Genomic DNA, 15,703 nt, shown 5'->3' with positions numbered 1-15,703 from the left:
AATGGGAAGCTAAAATTAGCTTCCCATTTTTTTGGTAATCATGTTCTGTGGCAATAAAACTGAGATTTAATCATCAGCTATTAGCAACAAAATTTATCTCTCGGTCATTGAATTTGCTTTTGAATAAAGGCTATCGAACGTTGGTTAAACTCTTCAGGATTTTCCACGTTACATACGTGACCGCAATTGGCAATTTCGACCAGTTCACTCGACTCATGTGCTTCGACCATTTCTTTTACAGGCTTAATGAACATGTAGTCACGCTCTCCCATCAAGTACAGAGTCGGTATTGGTAGCTCTCTATCTTTAAAGTATTTCATCAATGGGTTTACATCTGCCGTTAAGATAAACCAGCGCTTGAACTCTTTCTGGCACAGTTTTTTGGCTTCACGTATAAACAGGTGACGAGACTCTTTTTGGCTTTTTTGCGGCATAACAACATAAGCAAAAAGGCTGTATAACCACATATAAGGGATTATGTGCTTACTCAAGTTACCCAGTTTTATTAACACTTGAGAGCGAGTGTTGAGCTTAGTGACAGCGCCGCCTAATACCATAGATCGTACACGCCCCGCCGCCAACTCTGCAACGTTACGTACAATAATCGTCCCTAAAGACATGCCGACGAAGTGCGCCGAACGAATTTTTAAGTGATCTAAAACTTTAAGAATATCGAGCGTTACCGATTTGAAAGTATAACGATTCGAGATCAGACCTTTAAGGATGTTATCTGACTTTCCATGCCCTCTTAAATCAATGAGAAGCAAATTGAAATGTTGTTTATACGCTTTGATCTGCTTGAACCAGATAGAGGAACTTCCTCCTGCGCCATGCACAAACACAACCCACTCGTCGCTCGTAGGGTGAGTAAATGTTTTATGAAATAATAAACTCTCAGACATACCTATCGCTTTAATTATTGAAATGGAGCTAGGCCTCATCACAAGGCGATGACTAAGGATATCACGCAATTAAGAACTTTAAGTGATAATAGTGTCAAACCTAACATTAGTCATGTGAATACCTACCCTCATTTTCTACCTGACTAAAATGAGTTTGCAAGTTTTGTCTTCGCAAACGTGATGTGAACAGACCAGAAAACAAAAAGGCACCCTAATATAAGAGTGCCTTCGAATGTTAATTATCGTTGTTGTTCATCAACACAACCGAGAAGCTAAAATGCCGTGTGGTACATCGTTAGGTACTCTTTGGCCGCGTCTTCCCAACTAAAATCTTGCTGCATCGCATAAAGCTGAACACGCTTAATTTCAGATGGATTTTGTGCATAAAGCAACAATGAGCGATGCAAGACAGCCAGTAACGCTTGTGGTGTCGGCTCTTCAAAAGCAAAACCAGTCGCTACCTCAGGATCTTGATCATAATCATTCACACTGTCTTTTAAGCCGCCCACAGAACGAACTATCGGTAAAGTACCGTAGGCCATGCTGTAGATTTGGTTTAAGCCGCAAGGTTCGAACTCAGAAGGCATTAAGAAAAAATCAGAACCCGCTTCAACCAAGTGTGCCAACTCATTGTTGTACGCTTCGACAAAAGAGAACTTATCTGAATGAAGTGCCGTTAACTCTTTCAGTTGACTCGCCAAAACTGGATCACCAGTACCGACAATCACAATCTGAAGATCGTTTTTCAAGAACTGTTCGATGATAGGCAGTAAGTAATGAACACCTTTTTGATTCGTTAGACGACAAACCATGCCATAGACCGCACAATCGGTGACGGGCAGTCCAACATCTTGTTGCAATTTTTGCTTACAAGCTGATTTACCACGAACCATGCTGTGTTTGGTTGCTTTATATTTGCGAGGAAGAGACGCATCTGTTTCTGGATTCCAAGCACCATAATCACAACCGTTAAGAATACCAAACAGGTCAGCCGACCGGTGTTGAAATTCAGCGGACATTCCGTGGCTACCGAGTTCAGTTTTCAGCTCGTTGGCATATGTTGGGCTTACAGCATTTACTTTATCTGCACACAACACACCCGCTTTTAGCATGGTGACGTGAGTATCACTCACCGCAGCTTCAGGTACGTTGTAGTTGTGCATTTCTGGCAGACACTGCAGTTCATCATAAGAGAACACACCTTTGAAAACCGCATTGTGAATAGAGATGACACTGCGTGTATGTTCAAAGAAATCGTGCTGTTGATAACGAGACTTAAGCAAGAAAGGTACGAAGCCGGTATGCCAGTCGTTCGCGTGAATGATATCCGGTTGGAAACCAAGCTTTGGTAACATATCCAAACAAGCTGCGCTAAAAAATGAAAAGCGCTCGCCGTTATCGGCGTAGGCTTGATTATTTTCTGCGTACATTTCTGGACGGTCGAAATACTGAGCACATTCAATACCAAAAACTTGAACGCCTTCCACACTCAACTTCTTAACTTGGTAAGCGGTATGAGGCCAATGATCGAGCTCCGTCGATAAAATGACGTCTGCCGAATCAATATTTGGAATGTTTCTATACGCGGGGATGGTCACTCGAACGTCCTGCTCGAGTGTTTGTAACGCTTTCGGCAGTGCCTTGGCTACATCAGCCAAGCCACCACTTTTAATCAAGCCTTCAACTTCAGACGCTACAAAAAGTACCGAGAGAGTCTTAGTAACCAACTCGCGCTCCTTTAGAAATAACAACTATACCATCGTCAGATACGTGGTAATGCTTCTTGTCTTCTGTCAGGTTTACACCAATTTGAGTGCCTGGTGCGATGTCTGCATCTTTATCAATGATAACGCGACGAAGTATACAACCCTCGCCCACCTTCACATCACCTAATAAAATACTCTCACTAATATCACATGCTGATGCGATATTACTGCGGAAGCCTAGTACACTCTTTTCAATACGCGAACCACGTACATAACTACCGCTACACACAAGGCTATCAATGATCTGAATTCGACCATTAGCCGAGTCAGTAAACGTAGCTGGTGGCAGTGGCGGATAGTAAGTGTGTAGAGGCCATTTACGGTTGTATAGCGAGAATGGTGCATCTTTCTTAAGAAGATCCATATGCGCTTGCCAGTAAGCATCAATCGTACCTACATCGCGCCAGTAAACTTCTTCTTTTTCACCTGTAATGCGGTTGGTGCTAAAATCATAAACAAACACATCACCACGTGGGAACATATTTGGAATAATGTCTTTTCCGAAGTCATGTGAAGATTCAGGCTTATCTGCATCTTCCGTTAGTTCAGCAAAAAGTTCCTTTGCTTCGAACACGTAGTTGCCCATTGAAACAAGCGCTGACTCTGGGTCTCCCGGAATCGACTTCGGATTTGCAGGTTTCTCTTCAAAGCCAATCATACGACCTTCAGCATCAACCTCAATAACACCGAAATCTGATGCTTCAGCAAGTGGCATGCGCAGGGCAGAAACTGTTAGAGCTGCTTTCTTCTCTTTATGGAAATCAAGCATCTGCTTGATGTCCATCTTATAAATATGGTCAGAACCAAAAATACAGACTTGATCAGGTTCTTCCAATTCCATAAAGCCCATGTTTTGGTAGATAGCATCTGCTGTGCCTTCATACCAACGCTTTCCTTTACGCATTTGCGCTGGAATTGGGTCGATAAACCGACCTGATAAGCCACTGATATTCCAACCTTTTTTCATATGATGAAACAGTGATTGTGACTTAAATTGTGTCAATACGTAGATCTTCATCAGATCAGCATTAACGAAGTTGTTCAAAGCGAAATCAATTAAGCGGTAACTACCACCGAAAGGAACCGAGGGTTTGCTGCGAGATTCAGTCAAAGGTCTTAAGCGAGAGCCTTCACCACCAGCAAGAATCATTCCCAATACACCAGCCATTTTATTCTCCATATATCTATAGCTTGTCGATGTCAGTACTCGTAGAGGTATCTTCCTCTGGGGGATGAGCACTAACACTTATTTCGGTACTTAACGAATATTCATTCACATACAGTGACAATATCCTAAGCCAAACGTTATTATGCGTGCACTATTCTTTGCACTTGGTTTTATATACGTTATCGACTTTTCGGCCGATTTCAATTTTTAATACGCCATTCTGTGTTATGCGGGCTGATTGCTTTCCTAAGACTTAAAGCAGCTCACACTACACCGTTCGGGTGAAACATTACATTAACACCCGCCACACATCAGGTATACAACTAAACACTGATCTTTGAGCTACAATATTTTAATTAAGTTACATTCTCGTTAAAGTTGCATAATAAGATATTATTAATTACATCCATTTATTTCGCATCGTGAATTTAATCAATTCTCACAAGCAACACACAACATCAATTGGTTGCATATTTAGTCATATTTTGAACAAAAAAAAGCAGCCTAATGGCTGCTTTTTCAATCAACGTGTTCCGTTACTTTTCTTTAGGCTTTTTACGCTTATCCGTAATTTCCCACTTACCGTCAATATACAAAGCGGTCCAACCTGAAGGTTTTCCATCGGCTTCAGTACGGACGTAATTCTCTTTTGTCTTACGGCTGAAACGTACTACCGCTGGCTTACCGTCCGGATCTGCAACTGGTGCAGATGCTAGGTATTGAAATTTAGGCGAAATACGGTCTTTAAAACGAACAAGCTCTTCCACTAGTGGCGCACGAGTTTCACGTGATTTAGGGAAGTTGCTTGCTGCCATAAACAGACCAGAAGCACCATCACGCAGCACAAAGTACGCATCTGAGTTTTCACATGGAAGTTCAGGGAAATGTACTGGATCTTCTTTTGGTGGAGCGACTTCACCGTTTTTCAGGATCTTACGAGTGTTTTTACAATCTTCACTCGTACAGTCCATGTATTTACCGAAACGACCGTTCTTCAGAACCATGTCAGAACCACATTTGTCACACTCAACAAGTGGACCATCGTAGCCTTTCACTTTGAATTCACCGTGTTCAACCACATAACCTTCACAGTTAGGATTGTTACCACACACGTGCATCTTACGCTTATCATCAATCAGATAAGCATCCATTGCCGTTTCACAAATAGGACAACGCTTTTTAGCTCGAAGTGCTGCTGTTTCAACGTCTTCTTCAAGAACGTTGATAATGCCTTCTTCATCACCAAGGTTAATTGTTGTCTTACAACGCTCTTTTGGTGGAAGCGCGTAACCAGAGCAACCTAGGAATACACCGGTTGATGCAGTACGAATACCCATTTTACGGCTACAAGTCGGACATTCAATATCGGTTTCCACGATATGGTTCGGCTTCATGCCACCAGCATCTTCGTCTAAATCTGCTTTTTCCAAATCGCCTGTGAAGTCTGTAAAGAAGTTATCTAACACACCCTTCCAGTTTGCTTCGCCTTCAGCAATTTGGTCTAACTTTTGCTCCATACGAGCAGTAAAGTCATAGTTCATTAGGTCATTGAAACTACCGTCTAGACGGTCAGTAACAATTTCACCCATCTTCTCAGCGTAGAAACGACGCTGTTCAACTTTCACATAACCACGATCTTGAATCGTCGAGATGATTGATGCGTAAGTTGAAGGACGACCAATACCACGCTTCTCTAGCTCTTTTACTAGCGCCGCTTCAGTGAAACGTGCCGGTGGCTTAGTGAAGTGTTGTTTAGGATCTAACGCGATTAGATCTAACTTATCGCCAATTTGTACTGCAGGAAGAATCGTGTCTTCATTCTTACCCATTGGGCGCTGAACACGAGTCCAACCATCAAATTTAAGAATTCGACCTTTCGCTTTTAGCGTGTATTCATCAGCTTTGACGCTTACCGTTGTTGAGTCGTATTGCGCTGGTGTCATTTGACAAGCAACAAATTGATTCCAAATCAGCGAGTAAAGCTTGTGTGCGTCTGCGTCCACGCCGTTTAGATCTTCCGACTTAACATCTACACTTGAAGGACGAATCGCTTCGTGGGCCTCTTGAGCGCCCTCCTTGCTGCCGTATACAAGCGCTTTAGGTGGTAAATATTGCTCACCAAACTCTGAACCAATGTACTCACGAGCGGCTTCTACAGCTTCTGAACTCAAGTTAGTCGAGTCAGTACGCATATAAGTGATGTAACCCGCTTCATACAGGCGTTGAGCCAGCATCATGGTTTTCTTTACGCCGTAACCAAGACGAGTGCTCGCCGCTTGTTGCAGCGTTGACGTGATGTAAGGTGCAGACGGCTTACTCTTCGTTGGGCGGTCTTCACGTTTACACACTTCATATTGAGCTTTTTCTAAAACATTAACGGCTGCTAGAGTTTGCGCTTCATTGTCTGGTCTAAACGCAACACCGTCTTTCTGTGCAACTTGCAGTCTGAAATCCGTTTTGTCGGTTGTTTTAGTATCAGCATGCACATCCCAGAATTCCTCAGGGATAAAAGCGTTGATCTCGCGCTCACGCTCAACAAGTAGTTTTACGGCTACTGATTGAACACGGCCAGCGGATAAGCCTCGCGCTACTTTTTTCCAAAGCAAAGGTGACACCATAAAGCCCACAACACGGTCCATGAAACGTCGTGCTTGTTGTGCGTTTACACCATCAATGTTCAGCTCACCTGGAGTTTCGAAAGCTTGTTGAATAGCATTCTTGGTGATTTCGTTAAAAACGACTCGTTTGTATCGCGTTTCATCGCCACCGATGATCTCACGAAGGTGCCATGCGATAGCTTCTCCTTCGCGATCCAAATCGGTTGCGAGATAAACATGGTCTGCGTTCTCAGCCAGTTTTTGCAATTCAGCAACGACTTTTTCTTTACCTGGTAGAATTTGGTAATTCGCTTCCCACTCTTGATATGGGTTAATGCCCATCTTTTTAATCAGAGCTTTGCGATCTTTTTCTTTCTTGATACGAGCTTTATCTTCTGGGCTCATATCCTTGGTTGAAACTGCAGTAGCCTTTTTGCCAGTACTTTGACCTGCCGTTGGCAAATCACGAACGTGACCTACACTCGACTTAACGACAAAGTCTTTACCAAGATATTTATTGATGGTTTTAGCCTTGGCCGGCGACTCCACTATAACTAGCGATTTACCCATATTGACTCTAACGTCCTTAATCACGATGCTTCAGCACCAACAATTTAACTTGTGGGCTTTTACGCATGATATTCTAAATTCATTGCTTCTTTTTTTACTATTGTGCGAGATTACTAGAAGATCAACCGCTTTTTTCAAAATTGGATCTGATCGGTCGACAAATCGACGACTCTGTAGATAAAAGGGGCACAATATAAAGAAGCTATAAAGTACTCACTAAGAATACTTGCAAGAGCCTGTTCATCAGGCATTACGTATAAACGCGGTCATACTAAGCTTGTCCACGAATCTAACGCGAGCCCCATTCAATTATTTTTGTCATAAATCACAAAATAAATTGTGGATATTTGAAAAGACTCTCTTAAATCGGTTGTGAAATCATTGAATTTCTAATGCCACACAATAAACTCAACGATATATTCAGTTATCAGAGATCGACTCATGACAAAGAAAGTAATAGCAGAATTTGATTTACTGCTAATCGCAAACCAAATTATCCAATCACATGATGACTACATTGAAGGCATGCGCGCAAACAGCGTAGTAGAGAAAGACGATGTGCTCATCTTCAAAGGTGAATACTTCTTAGACAGCAATGGATTGCCGACAGAAAACACAACCGCTGTATTTAACATGTTTAAATACTTAGCGCACCATCTTTCCAAAGAATTTTCGATTGAGCTATAACGAAAAAGCTTGCCATTTAGGCAAGCTTTTTTACTTCCTGTATCTCTATTGACTCAGCATTTTCAGCTTATCAAAGTAATCAGGGAAGGTCTTCGATGTACAACCAGGATCATTGATTGTCACCGGTGTATCACTTAGGGCGACCAAAGAAAAACACATTGCCATACGATGATCATCGTAAGTATCAATCGCCGCGTGTTTCAGTTCAGCAACAGGGTTAACAATGATGTAGTCTTCACCCTCTTCCACTTCAGCGCCCACTTTACGTAGCTCTGTAGCCATCGCTGCGAGACGATCGGTCTCTTTCACGCGCCAGTTGTAAACATTACGAATCGCCGTCGTGCCCTTAGCAAACAACGCAGTTGTAGCGATTGTCATTGCCGCATCAGGGATATGGTTATAGTCCATATCAATGCCTTTCAGCTCACCACAACGAGAGATAACGTAGTCGTCACCCCATTCAATTTCGGCACCCATTTTTTCAAGCGCATCTGCGAATTGGATATCACCTTGGATACTGTTTTTACCAATACCCGTTACCTTAATTTCACCACCTTTAATGGCAGCAGCAGCAAGGAAATACGAAGCAGATGATGCATCACCTTCGACTAAAAAGTCACCAGGTGCTGAATACGATTGTCCGGTAGGAATAACGAACTCTTGATAGTCGTTATTAATCACGTCCACGCCAAATTGTTTCATAATGTGTAGCGTAATATCGATGTATGGTTTAGAAACCAAATCACCTTCAATTTTAATAGTCACTTCGCCTTCAGCCAGAGGTGCTGCCATCAAAAATGCCGTTAAAAACTGACTAGAAATGGACCCATCGATAGAAACGGTACCACTTTTAAGGCCTGTACCTGTGATCTTCAACGGTGGGTAGTTTTCGTTTTCTAGGTATTCAACGTCAGCACCTGCTGCTCGTAACGCTGTAACCAAATGACCGATAGGGCGCTCTTTCATTCGAGGTTCACCAGTCAATACAAATTCACCACGACCTAAGCAAAGTGCAGCTGCAAGGGGACGCATCGCCGTGCCTGCGTTACCTAAGAAAAGCTCTAGGGCTTCATTACTTGAAAACGAACCACCAACACCAGTCACTTCACAAACTTTTTTATCTTCAGATAGCTGATAGTTAACACCCAATTGAGTCAGAGCATTCAACATATGGCGAATGTCATCACTATCGAGTAAATTTGTTAAACGAGTTGTTCCAGTTGAAAGTGCAGCCAAAAGAAGGGCACGGTTAGAAACACTTTTAGAGCCAGGTAGGTTAACTTCCCCGCTCACTTTTTGAATTGGTTGTAACGTAAGGCTTTCCATTAAATCTTATAGTCCTTGTACCACCCGAGGTCACTGGCGCGTATTTATTTTCGGGCGATTAATAATTCTTCGTACTTGCAGACTAACGAACTTTTCCAATGAACTCCAGAGCTAATCCCTTTGTTAAAGGCTATTAATTAGCCAATCGAACGCATTGATGTACTAGTATGCTAGATCGACACGAACGCCATCAGAAAAATAGAGAATCCGTACATCATCACCTCGGTTAAACAACATCGAATTATCGACGTCTTGGATGATATTAACCAACTTGTCATCTTTGGTTTTAACCAACAATTCAACAAGCTTGTATTCCACTCGGTATTGCGTATTACCTCGATTACGGGCAATCCCTGCGCCCGCTACAGCACCGACAGCCGTCGCGACTTCTTTACCGGTACCGCCACCAAACTGATTCCCTATCAAGCCGCCAATAGCCGCGCCCAACAAGGTTTCCCAACCATTCGCTTTAGACTCTACGATCTCTTGTTGGGTAATGTATCTGACCGTATCAATCTCACCATAAACGACCTCATTGACCGGTCGAGCTTGGTTTCTGTTATAAGCTGCATTTGCCAACATGGGCAAAACAAGTAAAATCCAAAGCAACTTCTTCATGGTAAAACTCCTAAAGACCTCTTGGTCAATGATTAATCGGTAACGCGGTACTTATGACTATATACCTAACTGAACTTGATACTACTAGTATAGAGTTTCCTTCGCCCTTCGACGCGCTTGATGAACCAAACGGTCTGCTCGCATTTGGTGGTGATTTATCGCCAATGCGAATTTTAAACGCTTACAGCCAAGGTATATTTCCATGGTATGGGCCAGGAGAGCCTATACTTTGGTGGAGCCCAGCACCCAGAGCAGTATTTGATCCTAAGACATTCAAACCATCAAAAAGTCTTAAAAAGTTTCAAAGAAAGCACAATTATCGAGTCAGTATCAACTATGCGACCGACAAAGTGATTGGTTATTGCTCATCATTGAGACCCGAAGAAGAAACTTGGTTAAACAGTGAAATGCAGTCAGCGTATCGCGAACTTGCTTCATTAGGATTCTGCCACTCCGTCGAGGTTTGGCAAGGCGACGAGCTTATCGGCGGCCTTTACGGCTTACAAAGAGGCCAAGTCTTTTGTGGTGAATCGATGTTCAGCCTGAAGACCAATGCCTCTAAAATTGCACTATGGTATTTTTGTAAACACTTTAAACAATTTGGCGGAAAGCTCGTCGATTGCCAAGTCATGAACCCTCACTTGAACTCGTTAGGCGCTATCGAAGTAAAAAGAGATGAGTTCCTTAGTGCTTTGAAAATACTTAAAGAAAATCAACTTGGCGATGGATGTTTTAAATCACAATGGCTAGAGGGAACGCCTTCATGAGTTCAGATTTACAACAAATCAGAATTGGATTGACCGATAACCATGCTTGCAGCTACCTGCCACACCTTCAAGAAAGAGTAGCGGTCACGCTTGATGAACACATGCACACTTCAGATAACTATGAAGTTCTGCTCGCAAACGGGTTTCGCCGCAGTGGAGCGACAATTTATAAGCCACATTGCGATAATTGCTCTGCGTGCCATGCTATTCGGCTCTCGATTCCCGAGGTCAAGTTTTCTAAAAGCCAACGCCGCGTCCTCAACAAAGCCAAAGCATTTCGCTGGGAACTGAAAGACGCGATGGATGATAACTGGTTTGATTTATATAGCCGTTACATAACCGCTCGTCACAGATCGGGAACCATGTATCCACCAAAAAAAGAAGAGTTCCTACAATTCTCTAAAAATGAATGGCTTGCTACAAAGTTCATGCACATCTATGATGATAGTCAGTTGGTCGGCATCGCTATCACTGATGTGATGTCTCACTGCACGAGCGCATTTTATACCTTCTTCGATCCTGATATCGACATCTCTATGGGAACACTCGGCGTTCTATTTCAGATCCAGCATGCCCAGAAAGAACAAAAACAATGGTTATATTTGGGTTATCAAATCGATGAATGCCCTGCGATGAACTATAAAGTACGATTTCAACGTCATCAAAGGCTAGTAAATCAGCGGTGGCAAGGGTAGAATACGCGACAACTTTACATATTTTGATTTTAACGGCACAATCAAGCCGTTGAAAACCGCCAAATTTCGAAAGAGGATTAGATGGCTAAAGAAGACGTAATCGAGTTGCAAGGCACTGTCCTTGATACTCTACCAAACACAATGTTCCGTGTTGAGCTTGAAAACGGTCACGTAGTGACAGCACACATCTCTGGTAAAATGCGCAAGAACTACATCCGTATTCTTACTGGTGATAAAGTAACTGTTGAGATGACTCCATACGACCTTTCTAAAGGCCGCATCGTCTTCCGTGCTCGTTAATTTTTAATTATCGAATACGATAAGAAGCGGAGCTTAATGCTCCGTTTTTTATCGCCAGAAGGAACATCAATACAGGGCTCATCTGTAGCTCTCAACACTTCCCTGTTTTACCCACCACTTATCTTCCGTAACAATGCCCTCATATACCTGATGACACTCCCGTTATAGCGACGTAAGCCTTCCTATTACCAGCTCCAAGTAAACACCTGATATCTTTCCCATGCTCTTTTAAATCTCCCCTTGCTTGTACCGTTACTCTTGTCTGTCTCGCGACTCCAGCTTTCTCGTAACTGTAGCTCTTTTATAACTACAGCTTTTCGTGTAACTACGACTTTTTTATGACAGCAGCTTGATGGCTTATCTCGTAGTCTCAGTTTTCAAGACACAGAGGTTTTCAATACTCCAAATAAAAAGTCTACATAAACAAAAAACGCACAACCGAAGTCGTGCGCTTTATTTTAGTTATGTGTCTTATTGAGAGCTAAACCGTAAAAATTAGGCCGTTAAGCAAGAGCGCTTAATGCATCACTTCTTCTTTAGCACCCACATAAACAAAGTCTAAGTCGTCTTTTTTCAGGGATACTTTAACCGTGCCGCCGTCCACTAAACTACCAAACAACAACTCGTTTGCCAGAGGCTTCTTAAGCTTATCTTGGATCACACGTCCCATAGGACGAGCGCCCATGGTCTTGTCATAGCCTCTCTCAGCTAACCAATTGCGAGCATCCTCAGAAACCTCTAGGGATACACCGCGAGCATCCAGTTGAACTTGAAGCTCAACAATAAACTTGTCGACAACTTGGCTAATCACACTAGGGTCTAGACTGTTGAACCAAATAATATTGTCAAGACGGTTACGGAATTCCGGAGTAAATACCTTCTTGATTTCGCCCATCGCATCTGGTGCATGATCTTGCTGGATCAGGCCGATCGATTTCTTCTCGGTTTCTGCAACACCTGCGTTGGTCGTCATCACCAAAATTACGTTACGGAAATCCGCTTTGCGACCGTTGTTGTCCGTTAACGTACCGTTATCCATTACCTGTAGTAACAGGTTAAAGATATCTGGGTGAGCTTTCTCAATTTCATCGAGCAAGACCACAGAGTGAGGGTTCTTGATCACGGCATCTGTCAACAAACCACCTTGATCATAACCAACATAACCCGGAGGAGCACCGATCAAGCGACTCACAGAGTGGCGTTCACCGTACTCAGACATATCAAAGCGTAGAAGCTCAATACCCATCAATTTAGAGAGCTGAACCGTAACCTCGGTTTTACCCACACCAGTAGGGCCAGCAAACAGGAATGAACCAACGGGTTTATTGTCTGCACCCAATCCAGCACGAGTTAGCTTAATCGCTTCGCTCAATACATCAATAGCAGGGTCTTGTCCGAATACCAACATTTTCATGCGGTCATCCAGTTTCTGCAGCGTATCTTTGTCTGAAGATGATACTGACTTCTCAGGAATACGAGCCATTTTCGCAACCATCGACTCAATATCAGCCACACCTACCGTTTTTTTACGACGGCTTGCTGGAGCCAAACGACTACGAGCGCCTGCTTCATCAATTACATCTATCGCCTTATCAGGAAGATGACGTTCATTAATGTATTTAGCTGACAGTTCCACAGCCGCACGCAACGCTTTATTGGTATAGCGAACTTCGTGGTGAGCTTCATATTTTGGCTTCAAGCCAATCAGAATCTTCGTCGTGTCATCTAATGATGGTTCAACAATATCGATTTTCTGGAAGCGACGAGCTAAAGCACGCTCCTTCTCAAAAATACTGCTGTACTCTTGGTATGTCGTTGAACCAATACAACGTAATTTACCACTGCTTAATAGTGGTTTAATTAGGTTTGCCGCATCAACCTGTCCACCAGACGCTGCACCAGCACCAATAATAGTGTGGATTTCATCAATGAATAAAATAGCGTCTTCTTCTTTCTCTAGTTGCTTAAGAATCGCTTTAAAACGCTTCTCAAAGTCACCACGATATTTAGTCCCAGCTAGAAGTGAACCAATATCTAAAGAATAAATTACACTGCTCTGGATGATTTCAGGTACTTGTCCTTCAACAATTCGCCATGCAAGACCTTCAGCGATTGCGGTTTTACCCACACCAGCTTCACCTACCAATAGAGGGTTGTTTTTACGACGACGACACAAAACTTGGACTGTACGTTCAAGCTCTTTGTCACGTCCGATAAGCGGGTCAATGTTACCTTGCTTCGCCACTTCATTAAGATTAGTAGCAAAATTTTCTAGACGATCTTCAGAGTTAGCTTCTTCAGCACTCTCTGCGCCACCAAATGAATCCGAAGGTGATGAGCCATCACCTTCGTTACTGGCTTTAGTAATACCATGAGAAATGAAGTTGACGATATCTAAGCGGCTAATGTCATTCTTCTTAAGTAAATATGCAGCGTGAGATTCTTGCTCACTGAAAATAGCGACAAGTACGTTTGCACCTGTTACTTCACTACGACCTGAAGATTGAACATGAAAAACAGCGCGCTGAAGCACTCGTTGGAAGCTCAGCGTAGGCTGCGTTTCACGAGTCTCATCGCTTTCTGGGATAAGTGGGGTTGTTTGATCGATAAAAATATCGAGTTCATTGCGGAGAGCATCGAGATCAGCCTGACAAGCTTGGAGCGCTTCCTTGGCCGCATCATTTTCTAATAATGCTAGTAGGAGGTGTTCGACAGTCATAAATTCATGTCGTTTGTCTCGGGCACGAGCAAATGCGCCATTTAAACTCGTCTCTAATTCTTTATTCAGCATAAGTACCTCCTAAGGGAACAACAGTGTTGTTCGAGCAATTTACACTTGCTCCATTGTACATAGTAGCGGATGCTCATTTTCCTTTGAGTACATCCTTACCTGCGCTACCTTTGTTTCCGCTATTTCAGCACTGTATGTGCCGCATATAGCTTTACCTTCATAATGAACCTTGAGCATCACTTCCGTTGCTTTTTCGATATCTAGTGAGAAAAACCGCTCTAGGATCTCGATTACAAAGTCCATAGGCGTGTAATCATCGTTATTCAATACAACGTTATACATAGCCGGTGGCTTTACTTTAGTTGTCTCTTTCTCCAGTAAATCTGAGCCTGGAGATGCCCATTCAAAGTTTCTGCTCATATCGCTTTGCTAAGGGTTACTTTTCGGAAGTCGTGAATGTTTAGTTAATTCAAATTTACCACATTCGCGCTTTGCGGTGTACTAAGAAACTGCACCAAGAAACAGTACCAAAAAATATTCCTCTATACTGAGCCTAATCCACCATTTCCATCGCTGCAAATAAAAGATCTCGATTAACAGGATTAACATATGTGATTGATTAAAAAGACACCGTAACTATTGATGTTAACGATAAGATCGCCGTTAAGTTACTATTTAGTTAATAGTTCAAAGGTAATCTCGAATGTGATTTGTTATTAAAATTGATCATTTTTATACCAATTTCCTATTGACTGTGCTCAATCATTAGCTACATTGGAGCTAAAAGGTTTTTATGAAACAACTTCGTAACACGATTTGAAAAATAGCAATACGCGTTAAAATCTAACAATAAGGAATAGTACGCAGGGTAGCGTTAATTTCCGTTAGCAATGTACGAGATTAAAAACTATCAACTGAAATTCTTTAGTTGGTAGGAATGATGTCGATAGCACTTGTACTAATTACAGTTAATAAATGAACAGAAGTGGCGCAAAAAAAGCTTGAGAGCAAGGCAAAATTTTTCGATAAGTAGATATTCTACAATCAAAAATTCTTACGACGTTATCGAGCCGTTTAATAAGCTAAGATGATCAGTTATTGACTATTATTGGTATGAAATCAATTGATATAACAACGTTAGTAACAAAATGCATGAGGGATGTATAGCATGGCTACAGGTACAGTAAAATGGTTTAACAATGCCAAAGGGTTTGGCTTTATTTGTCCAGAAGGTGAAGACGGCGATATTTTTGCACACTACTCCACCATACAAATGGAAGGTTATCGAACCTTGAAGGCAGGCCAGCAGGTCGACTATGAAGTAGAAAGTGGACCTAAAGGCTCACATGCCAGCTCCGTTGTTCCTGTAGAAGGTTGCGCCGCTAAATAGGCAATTACCAACATTACATTTACCTTAATTAGGCCTAGTTAAGGAACAACTTGGTAAAACAGAACATTAAGACCGCTCATTTACTCACTGTTATACAGGTTTGGATGAGCGGTTTTTTCGATCTATAACACTAACCATTTCATATGGAATACTCACATTAGCGAAGCTCAACCTCACAACGAGATA

Annotated in this window: 13 protein-coding genes; 5 read left to right on the top strand and 8 right to left on the bottom strand. The window is 42.4% G+C overall.

The window, feature by feature from the left end:
• Positions 1-104: 104 nt before the first annotated feature.
• The 4 genes from AACW75_RS19260 to topA all read right to left on the bottom strand — a co-directional run bounded on the left by AACW75_RS19260 (position 105) and on the right by topA (position 7,003).
• Positions 105-902, bottom strand: coding sequence for an alpha/beta fold hydrolase (locus tag AACW75_RS19260; protein WP_017076456.1), 798 nt, complete (start codon positions 900-902; stop codon positions 105-107).
• Positions 903-1,174: 272 nt separating this feature from the next.
• On the bottom strand, positions 1,175-2,629 hold the full coding sequence (glgA, locus tag AACW75_RS19255) for a glycogen synthase GlgA (RefSeq protein ID WP_145570967.1): 1,455 nt from the start codon (positions 2,627-2,629) through the stop codon (positions 1,175-1,177).
• The gene (glgC, locus tag AACW75_RS19250) at positions 2,619-3,848 is read right to left on the bottom strand and encodes a glucose-1-phosphate adenylyltransferase (protein ID WP_081324443.1); all 1,230 of its coding nucleotides are present in this window, start codon (positions 3,846-3,848) and stop codon (positions 2,619-2,621) included. The genes glgA and glgC overlap by 11 nt, the downstream gene beginning before the upstream one ends.
• Before the next feature lie 524 nt (positions 3,849-4,372).
• Positions 4,373-7,003 (bottom strand): type I DNA topoisomerase, encoded by a 2,631-nt coding sequence (gene topA, locus AACW75_RS19245; RefSeq protein ID WP_145565068.1) that lies wholly within the window; start codon positions 7,001-7,003, stop codon positions 4,373-4,375.
• A 441-nt stretch (positions 7,004-7,444) separates the two neighbouring features.
• Here topA and AACW75_RS19240 point away from each other — a divergent pair, with 441 nt between their 5' ends.
• Positions 7,445-7,690 (top strand): YciN family protein, encoded by a 246-nt coding sequence (locus AACW75_RS19240; RefSeq protein WP_017076460.1) that lies wholly within the window; start codon positions 7,445-7,447, stop codon positions 7,688-7,690.
• Positions 7,691-7,735: 45 nt separating this feature from the next.
• On the opposite strand, the gene aroA is transcribed toward AACW75_RS19240, so the two are convergent.
• Complete coding sequence (gene aroA, locus AACW75_RS19235) at positions 7,736-9,016, bottom strand: 3-phosphoshikimate 1-carboxyvinyltransferase (protein ID WP_017076461.1); 1,281 nt, start codon at positions 9,014-9,016, stop codon at positions 7,736-7,738.
• Between the two features lie 162 nt (positions 9,017-9,178).
• The gene (locus tag AACW75_RS19230; RefSeq protein ID WP_017076462.1) at positions 9,179-9,634 is read right to left on the bottom strand and encodes an outer membrane lipoprotein; all 456 of its coding nucleotides are present in this window, start codon (positions 9,632-9,634) and stop codon (positions 9,179-9,181) included.
• Between the two features lie 53 nt (positions 9,635-9,687).
• Here AACW75_RS19230 and aat point away from each other — a divergent pair, with 53 nt between their 5' ends.
• The 3 genes from aat (at position 9,688) to infA (ending at position 11,396) form a co-directional block, all read left to right on the top strand.
• Positions 9,688-10,401 carry a leucyl/phenylalanyl-tRNA--protein transferase gene (gene aat / locus AACW75_RS19225; RefSeq protein WP_102557370.1) on the top strand — a complete coding sequence of 238 codons (714 nt, stop codon included), beginning with the start codon at positions 9,688-9,690 and terminating at the stop codon, positions 10,399-10,401.
• On the top strand, positions 10,398-11,096 hold the full coding sequence (locus tag AACW75_RS19220; RefSeq protein ID WP_102552827.1) for an arginyltransferase: 699 nt from the start codon (positions 10,398-10,400) through the stop codon (positions 11,094-11,096). Before aat ends, AACW75_RS19220 begins: the two co-directional genes overlap by 4 nt.
• Before the next feature lie 81 nt (positions 11,097-11,177).
• A complete protein-coding gene (gene infA, locus AACW75_RS19215) occupies positions 11,178-11,396 on the top strand; it encodes a translation initiation factor IF-1 (protein ID WP_005600159.1) in 219 nt (72 codons plus the stop codon).
• A 517-nt stretch (positions 11,397-11,913) separates the two neighbouring features.
• Here the strand turns inward: infA and clpA are convergent.
• The gene (gene clpA / locus AACW75_RS19210; protein ID WP_017076465.1) at positions 11,914-14,187 is read right to left on the bottom strand and encodes an ATP-dependent Clp protease ATP-binding subunit ClpA; all 2,274 of its coding nucleotides are present in this window, start codon (positions 14,185-14,187) and stop codon (positions 11,914-11,916) included.
• 39 nt (positions 14,188-14,226) lie between these two features.
• Positions 14,227-14,547, bottom strand: coding sequence for an ATP-dependent Clp protease adapter ClpS (gene clpS, locus AACW75_RS19205; protein WP_017076466.1), 321 nt, complete (start codon positions 14,545-14,547; stop codon positions 14,227-14,229).
• A gap of 748 nt (positions 14,548-15,295) precedes the next feature.
• On the opposite strand from clpS, the gene cspD reads away from it, so the two are divergent.
• Entirely contained in the window at positions 15,296-15,517 is a 222-nt protein-coding gene (cspD, locus tag AACW75_RS19200; RefSeq protein WP_017076467.1) for a cold shock domain-containing protein CspD, read from the top strand.
• Positions 15,518-15,703: the final 186 nt, after the last annotated feature.

The organism is Vibrio sp. L3-7, from assembly GCF_963898195.1.
GTDB lineage: Bacteria > Pseudomonadota > Gammaproteobacteria > Enterobacterales > Vibrionaceae > Vibrio > Vibrio echinoideorum.
Note: the sequence above shows the minus strand (reverse complement) of the source record. Positions and strands in the feature narration are given on the sequence as shown.